General features: G+C 69.6%; 18 protein-coding genes. 7 read left to right on the top strand and 11 right to left on the bottom strand.

Annotated features, from left to right (window positions below):
* Positions 1-66: 66 nt before the first annotated feature.
* From QK291_RS15105 to QK291_RS15085, 5 genes are all read left to right on the top strand, one after another.
* Positions 67-1,503 (top strand): DUF6421 family protein, encoded by a 1,437-nt coding sequence (locus tag QK291_RS15105; RefSeq protein ID WP_282383360.1) that lies wholly within the window; start codon positions 67-69, stop codon positions 1,501-1,503.
* Positions 1,500-2,258 carry an SDR family NAD(P)-dependent oxidoreductase gene (locus QK291_RS15100; protein WP_282383358.1) on the top strand — a complete coding sequence of 253 codons (759 nt, stop codon included), beginning with the start codon at positions 1,500-1,502 and terminating at the stop codon, positions 2,256-2,258. Before QK291_RS15105 ends, QK291_RS15100 begins: the two co-directional genes overlap by 4 nt.
* 53 nt (positions 2,259-2,311) lie before the next feature.
* Positions 2,312-3,400 (top strand): low specificity L-threonine aldolase, encoded by a 1,089-nt coding sequence (locus QK291_RS15095; protein ID WP_282383388.1) that lies wholly within the window; start codon positions 2,312-2,314, stop codon positions 3,398-3,400.
* Between the two features lie 99 nt (positions 3,401-3,499).
* A complete protein-coding gene (locus QK291_RS15090) occupies positions 3,500-4,150 on the top strand; it encodes a DUF3000 domain-containing protein (RefSeq protein ID WP_282383385.1) in 651 nt (216 codons plus the stop codon).
* Positions 4,151-4,238: 88 nt separating this feature from the next.
* The gene (locus tag QK291_RS15085; protein WP_282383356.1) at positions 4,239-5,612 is read left to right on the top strand and encodes an HRDC domain-containing protein; all 1,374 of its coding nucleotides are present in this window, start codon (positions 4,239-4,241) and stop codon (positions 5,610-5,612) included.
* A 31-nt stretch (positions 5,613-5,643) separates the two neighbouring features.
* On the opposite strand, the gene QK291_RS15080 is transcribed toward QK291_RS15085, so the two are convergent.
* The gene (locus QK291_RS15080; RefSeq protein ID WP_282383354.1) at positions 5,644-6,516 is read right to left on the bottom strand and encodes a hypothetical protein; all 873 of its coding nucleotides are present in this window, start codon (positions 6,514-6,516) and stop codon (positions 5,644-5,646) included.
* Between the two features lie 625 nt (positions 6,517-7,141).
* On the opposite strand from QK291_RS15080, the gene QK291_RS15075 reads away from it, so the two are divergent.
* Positions 7,142-8,482, top strand: coding sequence for an acetyl-CoA C-acyltransferase (locus tag QK291_RS15075; protein WP_282383352.1), 1,341 nt, complete (start codon positions 7,142-7,144; stop codon positions 8,480-8,482).
* The gene (locus tag QK291_RS15070) at positions 8,479-10,659 is read left to right on the top strand and encodes a 3-hydroxyacyl-CoA dehydrogenase NAD-binding domain-containing protein (protein WP_282383350.1); all 2,181 of its coding nucleotides are present in this window, start codon (positions 8,479-8,481) and stop codon (positions 10,657-10,659) included. Before QK291_RS15075 ends, QK291_RS15070 begins: the two co-directional genes overlap by 4 nt.
* Positions 10,660-10,813: 154 nt before the next feature.
* Here QK291_RS15070 and QK291_RS15065 read toward each other — a convergent pair whose 3' ends face one another.
* The 10 genes from QK291_RS15065 to dxs all read right to left on the bottom strand — a co-directional run bounded on the left by QK291_RS15065 (position 10,814) and on the right by dxs (position 20,285).
* A complete protein-coding gene (locus tag QK291_RS15065) occupies positions 10,814-11,344 on the bottom strand; it encodes a hypothetical protein (RefSeq protein WP_282383348.1) in 531 nt (176 codons plus the stop codon).
* A gap of 92 nt (positions 11,345-11,436) precedes the next feature.
* On the bottom strand, positions 11,437-12,963 hold the full coding sequence (locus QK291_RS15060; RefSeq protein WP_282383346.1) for an ATP-binding cassette domain-containing protein: 1,527 nt from the start codon (positions 12,961-12,963) through the stop codon (positions 11,437-11,439).
* Positions 12,960-13,724 (bottom strand): energy-coupling factor transporter transmembrane component T, encoded by a 765-nt coding sequence (locus QK291_RS15055; RefSeq protein WP_348994584.1) that lies wholly within the window; start codon positions 13,722-13,724, stop codon positions 12,960-12,962. The genes QK291_RS15060 and QK291_RS15055 overlap by 4 nt, the downstream gene beginning before the upstream one ends.
* Positions 13,725-13,736: 12 nt before the next feature.
* Positions 13,737-14,597 carry an ECF transporter S component gene (locus tag QK291_RS15050; protein ID WP_282383345.1) on the bottom strand — a complete coding sequence of 287 codons (861 nt, stop codon included), beginning with the start codon at positions 14,595-14,597 and terminating at the stop codon, positions 13,737-13,739.
* 62 nt (positions 14,598-14,659) lie between these two features.
* Positions 14,660-15,691: a nucleoside hydrolase gene (locus QK291_RS15045; protein WP_282383379.1), complete on the bottom strand. Its 1,032-nt coding sequence runs from the start codon at positions 15,689-15,691 to the stop codon at positions 14,660-14,662.
* 84 nt (positions 15,692-15,775) lie between these two features.
* The gene (locus QK291_RS15040; RefSeq protein WP_282383343.1) at positions 15,776-16,753 is read right to left on the bottom strand and encodes an aldo/keto reductase; all 978 of its coding nucleotides are present in this window, start codon (positions 16,751-16,753) and stop codon (positions 15,776-15,778) included.
* A 141-nt stretch (positions 16,754-16,894) separates the two neighbouring features.
* Complete coding sequence (locus QK291_RS15035; protein ID WP_282383341.1) at positions 16,895-17,113, bottom strand: hypothetical protein; 219 nt, start codon at positions 17,111-17,113, stop codon at positions 16,895-16,897.
* Positions 17,114-17,215: 102 nt separating this feature from the next.
* Positions 17,216-17,773 carry a hypothetical protein gene (locus QK291_RS15030; protein ID WP_282383339.1) on the bottom strand — a complete coding sequence of 186 codons (558 nt, stop codon included), beginning with the start codon at positions 17,771-17,773 and terminating at the stop codon, positions 17,216-17,218.
* On the bottom strand, positions 17,770-18,315 hold the full coding sequence (locus QK291_RS15025; protein ID WP_282383337.1) for a DUF402 domain-containing protein: 546 nt from the start codon (positions 18,313-18,315) through the stop codon (positions 17,770-17,772). Before QK291_RS15025 ends, QK291_RS15030 begins: the two co-directional genes overlap by 4 nt.
* Positions 18,312-20,285, bottom strand: a complete 1,974-nt coding sequence (gene dxs, locus QK291_RS15020) for a 1-deoxy-D-xylulose-5-phosphate synthase (protein WP_282383335.1) — start codon at positions 20,283-20,285, stop codon at positions 18,312-18,314. The genes QK291_RS15025 and dxs overlap by 4 nt, the downstream gene beginning before the upstream one ends.
* Between the last annotated feature and the right edge of the window lie 146 nt (positions 20,286-20,431).

Genomic DNA, 20,431 nt, shown 5'->3' with positions numbered 1-20,431 from the left:
CTTGCTACGCTCGTTTTATCAACTGACGAGCGACGCTCCCAGTACACAGAAAGGCGCCCGCTGACGATGACCACCACCGCTATCACCACCACTGCCCCGATCTCCGCCAGCTCCCCGGAATGGCTGCAGCTCAAGGCTGCCGCCACCGCCCTGCAGGCACTTCAGATTCAGGACGGATCCGTTCCGGAGACCGCGAACCACGAGGCGGCCGCGGGGCATGTCCGCACGATCACGGCGGCAATCGAAGCCCTGGCTCCGGCCTTTCCGCACGACGGCGACTACCTCGCCCTCCTCGTGACGGACTTCGGCCGCTGGGCCGACGGCGGCTTCGGCGTGCCCGACTTCCTGGACTCACTGCAAGCCTTCCAGCCGCAGCAGCACCGGGTCAACGGCCTGCGGCACCTCGTGGTCTTCCCGATGTACACGCAGAACGGCAGCAGCAACCGCCTGGTCGAGGCTGTGCTGATCGAAGTCATCTGGCCCGAGTTCATCGCCGGCCTGGAGGAGGGCGAATACTCCAACAAGCTCTTCGTCCCGATCCGCTTCCTGGACTTCACCCCCGGCTACAACACCAACTCCGCGGTACTCTTCCCGGAAACCGTCGCCGTCCGCCAGACCCCGACCTTCACCTGGGGCGCCATCTTCGCCGACCGCGAGGCGGCGCGCTTCCGCCGCGTGCTCCGGGCCGCCGCGGACATCACCTCGCTGCAGCTGCCGGCGGACGCCGCCGGCCTGCTCGAGGACCAGGAACTGACCCAGGAAACCTTCGTCATGTGGGACCTCATCCACGACCGCACCCACATGCGCGGCGACCTGCCCTTTGACCCGTTTATGATCAAGCAGCGCATGCCCTTCTTCCTCTACTCCCTCGAGGAACTTCGCTGCGACCTGACCGCCTTCCGCGAATCCGTGAAGATCGAAAAGGACGAGGACGCCGATCCCGAGGCGCGCCGGCACGCCAAGCTGGTGCAGTACGCCGTCATCTTCGACCGGATCTTCCGCTTCGCCATCACCGGCACCCGGGTCCGCAACTACGACGGCCTCGGCGGCCAGCTGCTGTTCGCGTGGATGCACCAGCACCACGTCCTGCACTGGACCGACAGCAAACTCAGCATCGACTGGGACGCGGCGGCCGACGTCGTGGTTGAACTCGGCGCCAAGATCGAGGAGCTCTACTGGCGCTCGATCGACCGCCCCAAGATGGCGCACTGGCTGGCTGCCTACGAGCTGATCTCCGGCACCGTCACGGCCAACCCGGCCTCCGTCTGGGCCAAGGGTCCGGACGCGCTGCCGCTGACCGGCCCGCCGCGCGGCCTCACCGACCAGGTCCTCGACGACGAGTTCCCGCTCTCAATGTTCTACGAGGCCCTCGAGAAGAAGATGCGCCCCGTCATCGAGTCCACGGCCGGCATCACCGGCACCTCCGACACGGGTTCCGCCGGCACGGCAAACACTGCCGGCACAGCAGCCGGCACGGCACACACCGCCCTGAACGCCGGATGAGCACCGAACGCCCCCGGAACGTCGTGGTCACGGGCGGCAGCGGCCCTTCGGGGATCGCCGCCGCCCGCGCGCTGCGCCGCGCCGGGCACACCGTCTTCACCGTGGGCTCGGACGGCCCCCGGATTAAGGCAGCCGCCGCGGAAGCCGGCAGCGGCGTCACGCCGCTGGTATGCGACCTCGCGGACCTCGCAGCGGTCCGGTCGCTGCACACCACGGTGCAGGCCCGGCTGGCCGAAACGGGCGGGTCCGTGGACGGCGTTATCCACCTGGTCGGCGGCTGGCGCGGCGCCAAGGGCATCACGGACCAGAGCGACGAGGACTGGGAGTTCCTGGAACGCGGCGCCATCACCACGCTGCGGAACGTCACACGGGTCTTCTACGATGCCCTCGCCGCCTCGGACGCCGGGCGCTTCGCCATGGTGTCCTCCACCGCAGCGGCCAGGCCGACGGCGGGCGGCGCCAGCTACGCGGCCGCCAAGGCCGCCGCCGAAGCCTGGACCCTGGCCGTCGCCGACGGCTTCCACCGCGGCCAGGCGGGCCGCAAGGAAGACCCTACGGAACAGCGCAGCGCCGCGGTGGTCTTCGTCGTGAAAGCCCTCGCGGACGCGGCCATGCGGGCGAAGTCCCCGGACCGCAGCTTCCCCGGATTCACCGACGTGGAGGACCTGGCCGCTGCCGCCGTCGGGCTCTTCACCTCCCCCGCAACGGACCTGAACGGCCGGCGGCTGCTGCTGGGCCCGGAACCCAGGCACTGAGCCCGGCTGAACTTCGCCCCGGACCTCCTTAGACTGAAAGCGTGAGCAAACCGATGACAAGCACAGTTGAAACTGCCCCTGCCAGCACCGCAGTGCGGCTCCACGATCCCTCGGTCCGCGGCTTTGCCTCGGACAACTACTCCGGCGTCCACCCCGAGGTGCTGGCCGCCCTGGCCGCCGCCAACGAGGGCCACCAGGTCTCCTACGGCGAGGACGACTACACCGCCCGGCTGCAGCAGCTGATGGAGGAGCACTTCGGCGAAGGCATCGAATGCTTCCCGGTCTTCAACGGCACCGGCGCCAACGTGCTGTCGCTGCAGTCCCTGCTGCCGCGCTGGGGCGCCGTCGTCTGCGCGTCGACCGCCCACATCAACATGGACGAGAACGGCGCCCCGGAGCGGATCGGCGGCATCAAACTGCTGCAGGTCCCCACGACTGACGGCAAGCTCACCCCCGAGCTGATCGACAGGGAAGCCTGGGGCTGGGGCGACGAGCACCGCGCCCAGCCGCTGGCGGTGTCCATCACGCAGACCACCGAGCTCGGCACCTGCTACACCCCCGAGGAGGTCCGGGCCATCGCGGAGCATGTCCATTCCAAGGGCATGAAGCTGCACATGGACGGCGCCCGGCTGGCCAACGCCGCCGCGCACCTGAACGTGCCGCTGCGGGCCTTCACCCGCGACGCCGGCGTGGACATCCTCTCCTTCGGCGGCACCAAGAACGGCCTGCTCTTCGGCGAGGTCGTGGTGGCACTGAACCCGGCGGCAGCCCAGGGGCTGATCTACCTGCGCAAGATGAACATGCAGCTGGCCTCCAAGATGCGGTTCATGTCCGCCCAGTTCATCGCCCTACTCGAGGGCGACCTGTGGCTGCGCTCCGCCTCGCACGCCAACGCGATGGCAGCCCGGCTGCGTGCCGGGGTCGAGTCCATCCCCGGCGTCGAGCTGAGCCAGAAGACCGAATCCAACGGGGTGTTCGCGATCCTGCCGGCCGGTGTCGCGGACCGGCTGCGCGAGTCCTTCCGTTTTTACGACTGGAACGAAGCGGCCCGCGAGGTCCGCTGGATGTGTTCCTTCGACACCACCGAGGACGACGTTGATTCCTTCATCGCTGCCATCAAGCGCGAACTCGCTGCCGGCTGACCCTGGCGGCAGGACAGCGGCTGCCCGGCCCGGCGAAAGCCGGGCGGGGCAGCGGCGGCGAGCCTGCCGGGCTTAGGGGCGCCCCTTGCATAATCTTCCATTGTGAACGCACTCGACCAGGTTCCGGCGGATTTTCTCTTTGCCCTGGGTACCCTTCGGCAGGCACGAACCCGCAGTGAGCTGCGCCTGGAGGAAATCCCTGCGCCCGCGCGGCTGGCACCGTTCGCTGTCGCACTCGGGGCGGAAGTTGTCGCCCCCGGCGAAGGGACACCCTCCGGGGCCGTGCACGGCCCCGCGGCCGCGGCCCTGGCACGTGCGTCCACAAGCGACGACATCGAGCTGGCCACCGGCCGCTTCATCCTGCTGCACGATCCTGACGGCTCCGCGGTCTGGGAGGGCGAGTTCCGGGTCGTCACCTACATCCGCGCCCAGCTGGAGCCGGAAATGGGCAACGACGAAATGCTCGGCTCCGTCGCGTGGGCCTGGCTCGTCGAAGCCCTCGAGAACCATGCCGCACCGTACCGCTCAGCCGGCGGCACGGCGACGAGGGTGCTCTCGGAAAGCTTCGGGACCCTCGCGGACCGGCCCAATTCCATCGACATCGAGCTCCGCGCATCCTGGACTCCGGCCACCCCCGACATCACCTCCCATCTTGAGGCCTGGTCGGACATGGTCTGCACCTTCGCGGGACTTCCCCCGCTGCCCGACGGCGTCACGCCGCTGCCGCGCTGGCGCCGCGGACCTGCCTGAGCCGCTGCCCGCACAAACGGGGGAAAACCGCTGCGTTTTGGCGGATGCGCGGCCCCAGGCACTGTGTTGTCGCTAAACTGAAGTCATCATGACCCCTCATATTCCGGAAATCACCACCGCGGGCGCGGCCGCCAACAAAGCGCACAACAAGACCGAGGCGGCTGACACCACAGCCCACATCGCGGTGGACGGCTTCGACAGCCTGGTCCCCGAGATCATCGACCTCGATGCGCCCCGCGACGGCGTGCCGCTCGTCATCGAAACGCAGTCCGGCCTGGAACGCTGCGCCGCGGCCCTCGCCGCAGGCCACGGCCCCGCCGGGGTGGACGCCGAGCGGGCCTCGGGTTTCCGGTACGGCCAGCGCGCCTTCCTGGTCCAGATCCGCCGGGAGGGCTCCGGCACCTGGCTGATCGATCCCGAACCCTTCGGGGACCTGGCCATCGTCAACGACGCCCTGCGCGGCGTCGAATGGATCCTGCATGCGGCCAGCCAGGACCTGCCCTGCCTGGCCGAACTCGGCATGTGGCCGGACAGACTCTTTGACACCGAGCTCGCCGCCCGCCTCGCCGGGCTTCCCCGCGTGGGACTCGCCGCCGTGATCGAACAGCTCCTTGGCTTTGGCCTCGCGAAGGAACACTCCGCGGCCGACTGGTCCACCCGCCCGCTGCCGGAACCCTGGCTACGCTACGCGGCCCTCGACGTCGAGGTCCTCACCGAACTGCGCGAGGAACTCATTGAACTCCTGGTCGCGGACGGCAAGCTGGACTTCGCCGAACAGGAATTCGCCGCCATCCTTGAGGCCGGGCAGGCACCGCCGCGCATCGACCCGTGGCGCAAAACATCCGGTCTGCACCAGATCCGCGACCGGCGCCAGCTGGCCGCGGTCCGCGAACTGTGGCTCGAGCGCGACTCGCTGGCGCAGAAGCGCGACGTCGCTCCCGGCCGGCTCATCCCCGATTCCGCCCTCGTGGCCGCTGCCAAGGCCATGCCCGCCACCGTGCCCCAGCTGCTGGGCACCAAAGGCTTCCACGGCCGCGCGGCCCAGCGCGAGGCGCCGCGCTGGCTGCGCTGCATCAGCACCGCCCGCACCCTCGAGGAACTCCCGCCCCTGCACCTGCCCACCAACGCTCCCCCGCCCCCGCGGGTCTGGGCTGACCGGGACCCGGAGGCCGCCGCCAGGCTCGCCACCGCCCGGCCGCTGCTGCAGGCCAAGGCCGAGGAGCTGAACATGCCGGTGGAGAACCTGCTGACGCCGGATTACCTGCGCCGGGTCTCCTGGCGTCCGCCGGTCGAGTCGAGCGAGGAAGGCATCGCCGAGGAACTCGCGAACCTGGGGGCCCGCCAGTGGCAGACCGAGCTCGTCGCTCCCCTTATCACCGAGGCCTTCCAGAACCCGCAGCCGCTGCCGGCCAAGGCCCTCAAAGCCGCTGCACCTGCGGCCGCGGCCGAGCCTGCCCGGTAGCGCTGCATCAGGGCTCACTCGTGCCCGGTCCTCACCCGGCCCCGCCAGCTGCAGTCGAGGCCGTGCCCGGCGAGGCTGAACCAGAAGCCGCTCCCTGGCCGCCTGCGGTCGCGGTTGCAACCTCGGCAGGGGCTGTCGTGGCATAGCCGGCCGGGTTTGCCTGGTAGGCGTGCTGGTCCAAGAACAGCGCGTCCTTATTGACCTGCTGCAACTGGGCGTCTGTGAGCTGCTCGGCCTTGACGAGTTCCAGGGTCTCCTGATTAGTGCCACCAACCGCTGTCACCTTCACCAGACCTGTGCCCGCGGAATAGAACTTCTGCTGGTGGCCCACCTCGGGTTCCAGCGGATTGTGTTCATCGACGATCAACACGTCTTCATAACACCCGGTGGGAACACACACCCGTTGGTTCGCCTGGACGACGGCGCCGCAATCCAGGAAATTGACTGCGGGCGCGGATGCCTGCACATAGCTCGGTGCGCCGACCCGGGGATCGCCCTGCATCGCTATTCCCGCTTGGGATCCGGAAAGGCCGCTAAGGAATGTGTTGGGCGCGCCGATGAATTCACCGTTCTCGTATTCTTCCGGGTACTCGCCGAACAGCCAGACGTCTCCATTGTCCGTCTGGGCAAAGAAGGCCAGTTCGGATTCCACCAGTACTCCGTCGGAATAGTCCCGGTCCCACATCACCTGCGTCTTCACACCGTCTATCACCTTCGTCAGACCGGTCACCGTGTGGGTGACCATGCGCTCAGTGGTGCCTTCTGCATTCACGACCGTACCCGTGGTGGTGTATTGCATACCAGGCGCCAGCGGGAACCACTTGTTGTCAACTTTGGGCGACGCTTGGAAGGCGCCGCGGTCGAAGCTGAGGACGGTGCCCGGCCCGCAGAGGTCGGCGGCCACCGGCGTGCCCTCCGGCGTTCGGGTCGGCGTCGGCGTGGGGGACGGGGTTTCCGCTGGTGGTGGCGACGCCGTAGTGGCAGCCCCCGTGACCGGGGCCGGGGCCGAGTTTGTCGGTGTACACGAGGTCACTGCGGACATCGTAAAAAACAGCAGAATAGCCGAACCCATTGACGTACGCATGCGAGGCTGGAACATGTTCTTGGCCTTTCACCGTTGCAGTTTTGTGGCTTCCAGCAGCTGTCTTCGCTGTTCTGAAACCTACCCGCCGGCAGTGCTGGTGTAACCGCGCAGGTACCCAGGGGACCCGATGTCGGCCAAAGGCACGGACGGGGTCTCGATCAGGGACGCAGCGGGGCATGGACCGCAGGATTTCTTCTCCTCTCCGCAATCCGGGGCCGCGGCCGGTTCCGCACCGCGTAGGACCATATGATGGCCCTGTCGGGGGTATTTGAAAAGACGGTTGCCAAATTCTCCGGTCCCAGGGGAAACGGACGGGGTGTCCGGCGCCTCCTTGCCAGGGATGTTACTGACCAGTAACATGTTGCTTGATGCCGCCCGGACGCGATCTGCCTTTGCCATTCGCCCGACGCAAATCCGGCACCCATGTCTCGATGAGGAGTACCACGTGAGCCAGCCCCCCAGCAGCGGAAATTCCAGCAGCGGACTACAGAGCAGCGCGAATCGCCGCGCCGCGGGTCCCCGCGCCGTCCGCGAGGTCGTTTTTGTCGACGGCGTCCGCACCCCGTTCGGCCGCGCCGGCGAGAAGGGCATCTACGCCGGAACGCGCGCCGACGACCTGGTGGTCAAGTGCATCCGCGAACTGATGCGCCGCAACCCGTCCCTGCCGGCCGAACGGATCGACGAAGTGGCCATCGCGGCCACCACACAGACCGGCGACCAGGGCCTGACCATCGGCCGTACCGCCGCCCTGCTGGCCGGACTGCCGCGGACCGTGCCGGGCTTCGCGATCGACCGGATGTGTGCCGGGGCCATGACGGCCGTGACCACCACGGCCAGCGGCATCGGCTTCGGCGCCTACGACGTCGTGATCGCCGGCGGCGTCGAACACATGGGAAACCACCCGATGGGCGCCGGCGCGGACCCCAACCCGCGCTTTATGTCCGAACGCATCGTGGACCCGGCGGCCCTGAACATGGGCAACACCGCCGAGAACCTGCACGACCGCTTTCCCGCCATCACCAAGGACCGCACCGACGCCTACGCCGTCGCCTCCCAGGACAAGCTCGCGGCCGCCTACGCCAAAGACCAGATCCAGCCGGACCTGGTGCCCGTCGCCACGATGAAACCGGGCCTTGGCTGGACCGTGAACACGGTGGACGAGCCGCCGCGGCCGGGCACCTCGGTGCGCGACCTCGCCGCGCTCAAGACCCCGTTCCGCGCCCACGGCCGGGTCACCGCAGGCAACGCCGCCGGACTCAACGACGGCGCCACCGCCGCCCTGCTGGCCTCCGCCGACGCCGCCGAGGAACTGGGCCTGCCGGTCAAGATGCGCCTGGTCAGCTACGCCTTCGCCGGCGTCGAACCCGAGGTCATGGGCATCGGCCCGGTCCCGGCCACGGAAAAGGCCCTCAAGAACGCCGGGCTGGGCATCGGGGACATTGGCCTGTTCGAAATCAACGAGGCCTTCGCCGTCCAGGTGCTCAGCTTCCTGGACCACTTCGGCATCGCCGACGACGACCCCCGGGTCAACCGCTACGGCGGGGCGATCGCCGTCGGGCACCCCCTCGCGTCCTCCGGCGTGCGGCTGATGAACCAGCTGGCCCGCCAGTTCGAGGAGGACCCCACGGTCCGCTTCGGCATGACCACGATGTGCATCGGCCTGGGCATGGGCGCCACCGTGATCTGGGAAAACCCGCACCACGCCGCCTACGGCCTCGCCCTCGACGAGATGACCGCCCCCGCCCAGACGACCGCCCCCACCACCGAGACTGGAGCCGCAGCATGAGCGCCGCCGATTTCCGCAAACTTGCCGACCTCTTCCCGAACGAAACTCTCACCCGCTCCTACGTCCAGGACATCAAGCTGCCGGCGGTGGACGGCAGCAGCCCCGGAACCTTCGCCCTGGTCACGCTGGACAACGGCCTGGACCACTCCAAGCCCACCACTCTGGGCCCCAACACCCTGATCGAGCTCGGCACCGTCCTGGAAGGCCTCAGGGAGCGTGCGGCCCGCGGGGAGATCGTGGGCGTCGGCGTCACCGGCAAGCCCTACTTCCTGGTCGCCGGCGCGGACCTGTCCACGGTCAAGTCGATCAGCGGCCGCGAACACGGTCTCTGGATGGCCCAGCTCGGCCACGACGTCTACGCCACGCTGGCGAACCTGGGTGTGCCCAGCTTCGCCTTCATCAACGGCCTCGCCCTCGGCGGCGGGCTGGAGATTGCCCTGCAGTCCACTTACCGCACCGTGTCCACCGGCGCCGGTGCCCTGGCCCTGCCCGAAGCGTTCATCGGGCTCATCCCCGGCTGGGGCGGGGTGTACATCCTGCCGCGGCTGATCGGGCCCGAAAACGCCGTCAAGGTGATGATCGAGAACCCGCTGAGCAACAACCGGACGCTGACCGGACCGCAGGCGTTCAAACTGGGCGTGGCGGATGCCATGTTCGAGCCTGCCGACTTCGTCGAACAGTCCGTCGCCTGGGCCGCGCAGGTCATCGCGGGCGCCGTGAGCCCGGCCCGCGCCAACGCCGTCGACCCCTCCACCCCGGAGGTCGCGGCCCGCTGGGCCGGCGCCATCGCCGCGGGCCGGTCGTTCGTGGAAGCCAAGACCTCCAACGCCTCCCCGGCACCGGCCAAGGTCCTCGAGGTAATGGAGGCCAACCGGACGCTGACGCAGGCCCAGTCCGCGGAGCTGGAATGCGAGACGCTCGCGGACCTGATGCAGACCGACGAGTTCCGCTCCACCGTCTACGCCTTCCTGGACCTCGTGCAGCGCCGGTCCAAGCGCCCCGCCGGCGCCCCGGACCGGAAGCTGGCCCGTCCGGTGACCAAGATCGGCGTCGTGGGCGCCGGCCTGATGGCCAGCCAGCTCGCCCTGCTCTTCGCCCGCCAGCTCAAGGTGCCCGTGGTGATGACGGACATCGACCAGGCCCGGGTGGACAAGGGTGTGGGCTATGTCCACGCCGAGGTGGATAAACTGCTGCAGAAAGGCCGGATCAGCCCCGACGCCGCCAACCGGACCCGGGCGCTCGTCACCGGATCGGTCTCCAAGGAAGCCTTCGCCGACGCCGACTTCGTCATCGAGGCGGTGTTCGAGGAGCTCAACGTCAAGAAGCAGGTCTTCAAGGAAGTCGAGGCGATCGTTTCCGCCGAGTGCATCCTCGCCACCAACACCTCCTCGCTGTCCGTCACCGCCATGGCCGAGGACCTGGAGCATCCGGAGCGCCTGGTGGGCTTCCACTTCTTCAACCCCGTGGCCGTGATGCCGCTGCTGGAAATCGTCCGCGCCCCCAGGACCGACGACGCCGTGCTGGCCACCGCGTTCGAGCTCGCCAAGGGGCTGAAGAAGTCCGCCGTGCTCGTCAAGGACGCCCCCGCGTTTGTGGTCAACCGCCTCCTGCTGCGCCTCATGGGCGAAGTCACCGCCGCGTTCGACGAGGGCACCCCGGCCGAGGTGGCGGACAACGCGCTGCGCCCGATGGGACTGCCGATGACACCGTTCGTCCTCGGCGCCATGGTGGGTCTGCCCGTCGCCCAGCACGTCCAGGAGTCGCTGCACGCCGCGTTCGGGGACCGTTTCCCGGTCTCGCGGAACCTGCAGAAACTCATCGACAACGGAGTGAAGTCCATCTGGGCCGCGGAGAACGGCACCCCGGAAAAGGGGCCGGACGGGAAGCCGTTCATTCCCGCCGAGACGCTGGCGCTGATGACCTTCGGCGACACCCCCTCCACCGGCGAGGAGGTGCTGCGCCGCACCCAGGATGCCCTGGCCGAGGAAATCGGCCTGATGCTGGACGAAGGCGTGGTCGCGGGCCCGGAGGACATCGACCTCTGCATGATCCTCGGTGCGGGCTGGCCGATGTTCCTGGGCGGCATCACCCCGTACCTGGACCGGGTGGGAGCCTCCGAGCGCGTCACCGGCCGGAAGCTCCTGGCGCCCGGCGTGGCGTCCGAGCCGGCCGCCTGAGCCGCACCTGACCCGAGGCCCGTCGCGGGTCGGACCTGCCCGCGCGCCTGCATCTCCAACCGGCGCCGCCGTCCGCACTGCCACGCAGTGCGGACGGCGGCGCCGCCGCGTCGGGGTCCGCCGGTGCCCAGTCAGGGTCCGCCGGTCTGCCGTGTCAGGCCGGAAGAACCTCGGCGACGCGCCGGAAGTACCTGCGGGCGGACGGCAGCCAGACGAGGGCCGCTGCGACCAGTCCCCCGGCCAGAGGCAGCCCCTGCGAGAATACCGTCAGGAAGATCGCCGCCAACAGCCCGGCTGCGGCCGTCGGGCTGCGAGCGGACACATTCGAAAAGGCGGCGACCGTGGCCAGAACAACGACGATGAGCCCGACCAAGGGGATGACCGTGATGACGGGGCGGACAAACGGCTTTCCACGCCGGACGGCCCTGGCGCAGGTGAAATACGCACCAGCCGCCGACGCAAGAGTCAGATAGAGCACCAGCGCCGGAGCCGTCTTTGCGTCCGAACCGATGCTTTCCGGGAGGTATGTCTGCGGCGCGACCATCCCGCTGAAGGCCAGCACCATCAGCAGTCCCGTCAGGGTCCAGAGGGTTCCGAGTGACCCGAGAACCAGCCAGATCCCGGACGAAATCCTCAGGACGGCCGGAACATCGGCAATGGCGGCCGTGTCTGCTGGTGTGCTCATAGCCCCATGCTCGGTTACCCGGCGTTGGCCGGGTAGGGTCGCAGGCCCCCTGGAATTCAAGCTGCGGGTCAGGCTTTTCGTCAGACTGCGCGTCAGCCTTCCCGCAGGCTTCCGCCGTCGAGCGCCAGGACGCGGTGCGCCGTGGCCCGGGCGTAGGCGGCATCGTGGGTGACCAGCACGACGGCGGCGCCCCGCGCCGCCGCGGCGGCCACGGCCCGGTCCAGCCGGTCCAGGCCATGCCGGTCCAGGCCGACCGTGGGCTCGTCCAGGGCGAGGACGGCCGGGCCGCGGGCCAGGACCGTGGCCAGCGCTAGCAGCCGCTGCTGGGAGGCCGGCAACTCGGCCGGGTGCGTCCGGGCGGCCCCGGCCAGCCCGACGGCCTCGAGCGCCTCGTCCGCCCTGGCGGCGGCGTCCCTGCCGTGCAGCCGCCGGAGGCCGAAGCTGGCCTCCCGCAGCACCGTGCGTTCGAACAGCTGGTCGCGGGGGTGCTGGAAGAGCAGCCCGACCGAGGCTGCAATGCGGCCGGTCGGGATCCCGGCGATGCTGCGGCCCTGGATGCGCACCTCCCCGGTGTGCGGACGCAGCAGTCCGTTCAGGTGGCGCAGCAGCGTGGATTTGCCGGCCCCGTTCGGGCCGGTGATCGCCACGATCTCCCCCGGCCGCACCGTGAGTTCCAGGTCCCGCAGCAGCGGCTCCCCGTCGGCGTCGCCGGTCCCGGGGTAGCCGAAACCAAGGCCGAACAGTTCCAGCACCGGAGCGGCTTCCGGTTCCGGGGCGCGGCCCCGGACGGCGGGCACGGCGTGGGTGACCGCGGGCAGCAGGGTCCCGGTCCGGGCCAGTTCCGCGGACCGGATGAGTTCCCGGGGGATGCCGCTCGCGGTGGCGGTGCCGCCGTCGAGGATGATCCAGTGCCCGGCGGAGCGGGCGAGCCCGTCTGCGGACTGGCTCAGCAGCACGACGCCGGTCCCGGCGCCGGTGAGACGGTTGATGAGGTCCCGGACCTGGATGATGCCCGCCGCGTCCAGGGAGGCGAGCGGTTCGTCCAGGACCAGTACCCAGGGGTCCTGGACGACAGCGCAGGCCATGGCCAGCCGGCGCAGTTCCCCGCCGGACAGGGTGGCGGGATCCCGGTCCAGGAGCGCTGTGAGGCCGGTCTGCTCTGCGGCGCGCGCCACGGCGCGGAGCATGTCCCGCCGGGGCGTGCCGCGGTTTTCCAGGCCGAAGGCGAGTTCCTCGGCCACGGTGGAGCGGACCGTGGAGAGCATGGCGGCCGCATCCTGGGGGACGTAGCCCACCCGGGTGGACCAGGCGGACGGATTGATCCGGGGATCGTCCTCGAGGCCCCGGAACTCCAGCGGCTGCCCGGCCAGCGTGAGCGAACCGGTGAATGTTCCGGACTGACCGGGCCGGTGCCAGCCGGCCAGCAGCTTGCCCAGGGTGGTCTTGCCGCTCCCGGAACCGCCGAGGACTGCTGTCAGGACGCCCGGGCGGACGCTGAGATCGATGTCACGCAGCGCGGGGGTTCTCTCGCCGTGGAAGCTGAAGCTGCCGATCCGGGCGGCCAGCACGGCGGTTGACGCGGTGGCGGCGGCGGCGGTGGTGGGGTCCGTGGCTGTCATGCGGGCCCCGCGGCCGGCCAGGAGGCCACGAGCCGGAGTGCCACGGCTGCGGCGGTGATCAGCAGCAGCGTCGTGCGGAGCCGGCGCTGGGCGGGCGGGTCGGCGACCTGGCGGTAGCTGGTCCTGGGGCCCGGGGCGCCAAAGCCGCGGGCATCGAGGGCCTCGGCACGGCTGCCGGAATCCTCGATCAGGCCCAGCACCAGCGGGACCATCTGCAGCCGGACTGCTGCGAGCCTGGACAGCACGCCGCCGCGGAGCACCAGGCCGCGTGCCTCCTGTGCTGCCCTGATGCGCTCCAGCCGGCCGGCCATGGCCGGCAGCAGGGTGAGGGCGGAGGCCAGGACGAAGCCGAACTGCGGCGGCAGTCCCCGCCCGGCCAGCGCCGCGACGAGATCGGGGGTGCTGACGGTGAAGGCGAAGAGCAGCAGCACCAGCACGCAGGCGCCCGTGCGGGTGGCTGACTCCCAGGCGAAGGCCAGGCCTTCCGCCGTGACCCGGGCAGGCCCCCAGGCCGCCAGGACGGTGCGGCCCTCCGGGAAGAACAGCCCGTGCAGCATCAGCAGGGACAAGCCCAGGGGAAGCAGCACCGCCGAAGCCGCCACCAGCACTTGCTGCCCGGCGCCGGCGCGCACGGCCAACAGGACGGCCGCGAGGGCCACCGCGAGCGACAGCGGCCAGGCGCCCGCCGCCGTCGTGAGCACGGCCGTGCAGCCGGCTGCCGTCAGCGACGTCAGCGGATGGAGGGTGTAGGGCATTCTCATGGCGTGTTGGCCTCAGGCTTCGGGCGTTGCCGGCACCTTGCCGGCGAGCACCCGGTGGCGCCGCACGAAGGGGAACTGGAACGTGGTGCGGCGCGGCAGGGCGTAGACCAGCAGCGCGGCGATCGCGAAGACGATGGCCTTGTCCATGGGGTCCGAAATCAGCGCCTGCTTGGTGATGGCCGCGAGCAGGGTGTCGCCCATGGCGCGGAAGGCGCTGACGACCGCTCCGGTGCCGAGGCCCGCGGTGCCGCCAAAGACGAAGGCTGCGATCGGGGCGGAGACGGCGCCGGCGAGGATGCCGGTGACGAAGCCGGCCACCGGTGCCAGGTAGAAGCGGCGGAACAGCCCGCCGCGGGCGGCCAGCCCGGCGAGGAAGCCGATCAGCGCCGCCCCGGCCGCGAAAGGAAGCACGGTCGGGTTGAAGAAGGACCAGACGATGCTGCTGAGGGCACCCGTGGCGGCTCCCGCCGCCGGCCCGGCGAGGACGGCGATCAGGACGGTGCCGATGGCGTCGAAGTAGAACGGCAGCCCGGTGCTGCCCATGAGCTGGCCCAGGACCACGTTCAGGACGAGCGCCACCGGCATCAGCACCAGCGTGGACGTGGGCAGGACCGGAAGTGCCGCCGCGATCAGCAGGACCGCGCCGAGCAGGAACCCGCCGAGGGCCACGAGCGCGGAGAAGCTGGCCGGTCCGTTGGCGATGTCCGCAGGCTGGGTGAGGACAAGGAAGACGTAGGTGCCCGCGATCGCGGCGGCGCCGGCGAGCTCCAGCAGGCGGCGGTTGCGCCGTCCTTTGGCTGTGCCGGCGGCGCAGTCGGCACCGGGACCGGTTCCGGTTCCGGTGGCAGGGAGGATCAGGGACTGCTGTGACATGGGGATGGTCCTTCGGTGGGGGCTGCAACATCCGCCTATGTCACCTCGGCGCAGCTCCCATCCTAGCCAGTGGCGGGCGGCCCGGAGGACATGCTCCACCGGGCCAGCGCGCCCACGGAGGAAATCAGCTCCTCGAAGCAGTGCTCCGGGTTGTTGGAGGCGACGATCCGGGCGTTGGGCAGCAGGGCCCACAGCCCGCGGAAGTCCGCCACCGTGGTGCCGATCAGCAGCGGCGAGCAGGTTTCGACGTCCACGGTGGCCAGACGGGTGGTGAACGGGGTCCGTGCGACGGCGGCGCAGGCCGCGAACGCGTCATGCATGTGCGCCACGTAGCCCTGGCCGTAGAGCCGGTGGAACTCCATGTAGAACCGGATCGCATCCGACAGGCAGGCCACAAGCGGGCTGGCGGAGGTGCTGCGGAGCCCTTCGGGCTGCTCCGGGAGGACCAGTTCGGGTCCGGCCCCGGAGGCCTCGCCGAGGCGCCGGAGGTGGTCCGGGAGCATCTCGATCCGTTCCGTGGTCTCCAGCGCGCACACCACCGGCAGCTTGTCCTCCGGCAGGCCGCGGTAGGCGGCGAAAACTTCCCGGGCCGCGTGCGGATCCACCGAGACGTTCCATTCCGCCGTCGGCGTCGTGTTGCCCTGGTAGTAGAAGCTCCCGCCCATGATCACGAGGCCCTTGAGCAGCATCGGCAGCTCCGGTTCGCGGCGCAGGGCCAGGGCGAAGTTGGTCAGCGGCCCGGTGATCAGCCCGGTGATCTCCCCCGGGTGCGCCCGGACTTCCTCCACCCAGACGTCGACGGCGTGGCGCGGCGAGATCTGCTGGGCGGGCGCCGGCAGCTCGGCGTGGCCGATTCCCTGCGGCCCGTGGGTCTCCTCGGTGGTGACCAGCGGGATTTCCAGCGGCACCTCGGCGCCGGTGGCCACCTCGATGCCCGGCCGTCCGCAGAGTTCCAGAAGGGCCAGGGTGTTGAGCGCGACCTGGCGGGCACCAACGTTCCCCGCCGTGCAGGTGATGGCCTGCAGGCGGACCTCCGGCCGGGACAGCAGGTAGACGAGGGCCAGGGCGTCATCGATTCCGGTGTCAACGTCCATCAGGATGGTGTGCGCCGGTGCGGGAACCACGGAACGGGACCCGGCGTCGGCCCCCGGGATGGGAGCCATGGGGGACCGCTCCATCTAGAACAGCGCGACCTTCGGCGTCCGCGGGAAGATGTCGCCCAGTTCGGCACGTTCCGCGGCGCTGGGAACCCAGGCCACGGCGCCGGCGTTCTGCCGGACCTGTTCGGGCCGGGTGGCGCCGGCGATGACGCTGCTGACGGAGGGCTGGGCCGCGAGCCAGGAGAACGCCACCTGGATCTCCGTCAGGCCGCGCTCGGCGGCAAAGGCGCTGAACGCAGCCAGCTGGTCCCAGTCGGCGTCGTGCACCAGGTTGGTGCGGGTGTGGCTAAGGCGTGAGCCCTCCGGCGCGGTGTCCTTGGCGTACTTGCCGGTCAGCAGGCCGTTGGCCAGGGGGAAGTACGGCAGGACGCCCAGGCCGTAGGCCTCGGCGGCGGGCGTGACCTCGAGCTCGGCGCGGCGGTCCAGCAGGTTGTAGTGGTTCTGGCTGGAGATGAAGCGCGCTCCCCCGCGGGCGCGGGCGACGAACTCGGCCTCGGCGATTTGCCAGCCGGCGCGGTTGGAGTGGCCGATATAGCGGACTTTGCCGCTGGTGACGAGCTCGTCGAGGGCGGCGAGGGTCTCCTCGATCGGGGTCAGCGGGTCGGGGGCGTGGAACTGGTAGAGGTCGATCCAGTCTGTCCCGAGCCGGCGCAGCGAGGCTTCCACTGCGGTGATGATGTAGCGGCGGGAGCCTCGGGCACCAAAGTCGTTCCCGTTGGTCCCGCGCATGTCCAGGCCGAACTTCGTGGCGACGACGGCGTCGCCGCGGCGGCCCTTCAAGGCCTTGCCCAGCATCGTCTCGCTGAGGCCCGGCTCCCGGCCGTAGCTGTCGGCGACGTCGAAGAAGGTAATCCCGGCGTCCAGGGCCGCATGCACGACGGCGTCGGTCCCCTGCTGCGACTCGGTCGCCGTATTGGACCGGCCCAGATTGTTGCAGCCAAGCCCTACGACGGAGACGGTCAGTCCGGAATTACCTACGCGGCGGTATTCAGTCATGGGGTTCAGCCTATAACGCCCCGGCAGCGGCCTCCGGCAGGTACAGCACTGCGGGACCGACGCTGCAGGTACAGCACTGCAGGACCGGCGCTGCAGGTACAGCACTGCAGGACCGGCACAGCCCGGCAGGCAGTTCCGACGCTACCCTGCGGGCAGTTCCAGCCCGCGCTCGTCCAGGGCATCCTCAAGCTGGGCGAGCGTCCGCGGACACATGCCGTGCATCCCGGCGAGGGCCCGCCCGCCCAGGGCCACCACCTGTTCAAGGGTCTCTACGCCGGCGTGGGCGAGGGCCCGGCGGGCGGGAGCCGCGATCCCCCGCGGCAGCGGTGTACGGCCGGGTTCAACGGATTTCTGTGCCATGATGCATACCTTCCAGTCGATGCCCCCAAAACTGATGTGGATCGTGCCGGTGGATCTGCCGTGGTGCTACAGGGTTGCTACAGGCCCTGGAGGTACCGGGCGCTACAGGGTGAAGCTGTTGGCCGGCTTCGGAGAGTGCTTGAGCTTGAAGGAGGTCTCGCCGAAGGCTGCGGCGCCGATGCTCAGTTTGGTGAAGTCCAGATCCTCGCCGCGGATGCAGACCTTGATCGCGCTGACCGCCTTGTTGATGTCCGGGGTGAGGATGAAGATGTTGAGCTTGGCATCGGAGAACTCCGAGCGGTCCACAATGCCGAGTCCGCGCCAGGCCAGGTGGCTGATCAGGGCGTCCTTGGCCTTTTCCTCGAGGTAGCGGTCACGGTCCGTGCCGTCCTTGGTCTTCAGGGCGTACTGGGCCACGACCCAGAACTGCTCCTGCTCGGGGATTTCGGCGAAGCCGTCCTCGGCGCACTGAACCGCGAAGGCATCCATCAGGCCCTCCGCGGCCGCGGCGTCGGCGACGTCGGTCTCATCGGTTTTGCTCTGGTGCCCGACGACGCCGTGGTTCATCACGAACTGGCTGTAGTCCTCGTCGAACCAGCCCTCCCGGAATTCGAGGACCCCCTCGTCGTTGCGCTTGTAAACCCGGATAATTCCGCTCATGCCCGTCCTTTCCTGAACCATTCGCGGTCTGCGCCGTCGAATGGTGGCTGTTGTGCCTTGACGGCCTGGTAAAGCTGGTCCGACGCGGCGCTGATCCGGTCCACCACGTCTGCGGGGTACTCCATCTCGATCCGGTGTTCGGAAAACTCGTCCTCATCGTCCACGTACACCCCGCGGTCCGCGGTGCGGACCACGTCAAGGTCCATGTCGATCAGGTGGAACTCGGTGACTCCGGGCCGGATCGTGTTCCAGCCGTGGCCGGTCGCCAGGTCAACATAGACCTGGACGCCGGCGGGATGGGCCTGGTCGTAGAACGTGGCGACGTACTCCCCGGTGCGCGGGACGAGCAGCACGGCGTCGGATTCGGCGTAGAACGCTGCGCCCGGGCGGGAGCAGAACTCGTTGGTGCCCTGAAAAATCCACCAGCCGTGCTCATCCTCGCCGAGGTAGGTGCCGGGCACCACCCAGTGGGCCTTGCCGTTCCATTTCCGGTTCCGGGACACCACCAGGTCGCCCGGCGCCAGTCCGTCGGGAATCCTCACAGGATCGGCAGGTTGCCGGTACTGGGGTGTTCCTGGCCCGGAAGGGGCCGCGCGAAGGGGACCTTGGTCCCCAGGACCTGCGCCACGACGTCGTGGGTGATCTGCTGGGCGGTCAGACCGACGCGTTCGAGCACCTGGCTGCGGGTTCCGTGGGCGAGGAACTCCACCGGGAGGCCCACCTCGTTGAGCGCGGTGTCCACCCCGGCAGCCCGCATTTCCTGGCGGATCCGGGACCCGACGCCGCCGGCACGGACCCCGTCCTCGATGCAGATGACGAGGCGGTGGTGGGAGGCGAGGGCGATGATCGATTTCCGGACCGGCAGCAGCCAGCGCGGATCCACGACCGTGGAGCTGATGCCCTGCGCGCCGAGCCGGTTGGAGACGTCGAGGGCGAGTTCGGACATCGCGCCGACGCTGACGATCAGCACGTCGTTGTCGCTGGAGCCGGCCGGCCGGCGGGCCAGCACGTCCACGCCGTCGCCGAGCCGCTCGATGGCCTCCACCTCGGCCCCCACGGTGCCTTTGGAGTAGCGGATCACGCTGGGGGCGTCCTCGATGGCGACGGCTTCGCGGAGTTCCTCGCGCAGCCGGCTGGCATCGCGCGGCGCCGCGAGGTGCAGGCCGGGAACGATCTGGACCATTGCCATGTCCCACATGCCGTGGTGGCTGGCGCCGTCGGGCCCGGTGACACCGGCACGGTCCAGGACGATAGTGACGCCGGCCTTGTGCAGGGCGACGTCCATCAGGAGCTGGTCGAAGGCGCGGTTCAGGAACGTCGCGTAGACCGCAACGACGGGGTGCAGCCCGCCGAAGGCCATGCCGGCGGCGGAGGTGAGGGCATGCTGTTCGGCGATCCCGACGTCGAACACCCGCTCCGGGTGCCGGGCGGCGAACTTGTGCAGCCCGACGGGGATCAGCATGGCGCCGGTGATGCCGACGATTTCCTTGCGATCGTCCGCGATGTCGGCGATCTCGTCGGCGAACACTGCGGTCCAGGACTTGGCGCCGCCGGCCTCGGTCGGCTCTCCCGTCTCCGGGTCGATGATCCCGACGGCGTGGAACTGGTCCGCTTCATGGGCGCGGGCGGGCGCGTAGCCGTGGCCCTTCTCGGTCATGGCATGCACGATCACGGGGCCGGCGTAGTTCCGGGCGGTGGCCAGGGCGTGCTCCATGGCCTGGAGGTTGTGGCCGTCCACGGGCCCGATGTACTTCATCCCGAGGTCCTCGAACATGCCCTGCGGGGCCCACCAGTCCTTGACGCCCTTCTTCATGGCGTGCAGGCTGCGGTAGGTGAACTGGCCCGCTGGTCCGCCGTTCTGCAGCTTCTTCCGCCACCAGTCCAGGGTGCCTTCGTAGGCCGGGGCGGCGCGGAAGGAATCGATGGTGGGGCGCAGCGAGGCGAGGTAGTCCGCGAAGCCGCCCACGGTCGGGGCGTAAGAGCGGCCGTTGTCGTTCACGACGATTACGACGCGGCGCTTCTTGTCCGCGGCAATGTTGTTCAGCGCCTCCCAGGCCATGCCGCCGGTCAGGGCGCCGTCACCGACGACGGCGATGACGTAGCGGTCGCCGTCGCCGGTCAGCTGCCGGGCACGGGAGATCCCGTCCGCCCAGGAGAGCGAGGAGGAGGCGTGCGAGCTTTCGACGATGTCGTGCTCGGATTCGCCGCGGTCCGGGTAGCCGGACATGCCGCCCTGCTGGCGCAGGGTGCTGAAGTCCTGGCGTCCGGTGAGGAGCTTGTGCACGTAGGACTGGTGGCCGGTGTCGAAGACGATGCTGTCGCGGGGGGAATCGAAGATCCGGTGGACCGCGATGGTGAGTTCGACGACGCCGAGGTTCGGGCCCAGGTGCCCGCCCGTCTGGGAGACGTTGCCGATCAGGAACTCCCTGACCTCGGCTGCCAGCTGATCCAGCTGCGCCCCGGACAACTTGCTCAGGTCCTGCGGATTCCGGATGGTCTCCAAGATTCCCAACGGCCCCTCCTTCGGGTGGTAGACATGCCTTTTAACTCTAACGCCTCCGGAGTAGCCCTCGTGCCGGGACGCGTCCCTAACGCGTCCTGAACACAGACGGAACACAGACGGAACACGGACGGAACACGAAAGCCCCGGCCGGTCTG

Source organism: Arthrobacter sp. AL12, assembly GCF_029960645.1.
Lineage (GTDB): Bacteria > Actinomycetota > Actinomycetes > Actinomycetales > Micrococcaceae > Arthrobacter.
The sequence above is the reverse complement of the archived record's forward strand: the minus strand, read 5'-3'. Positions and strand labels throughout refer to the sequence as shown.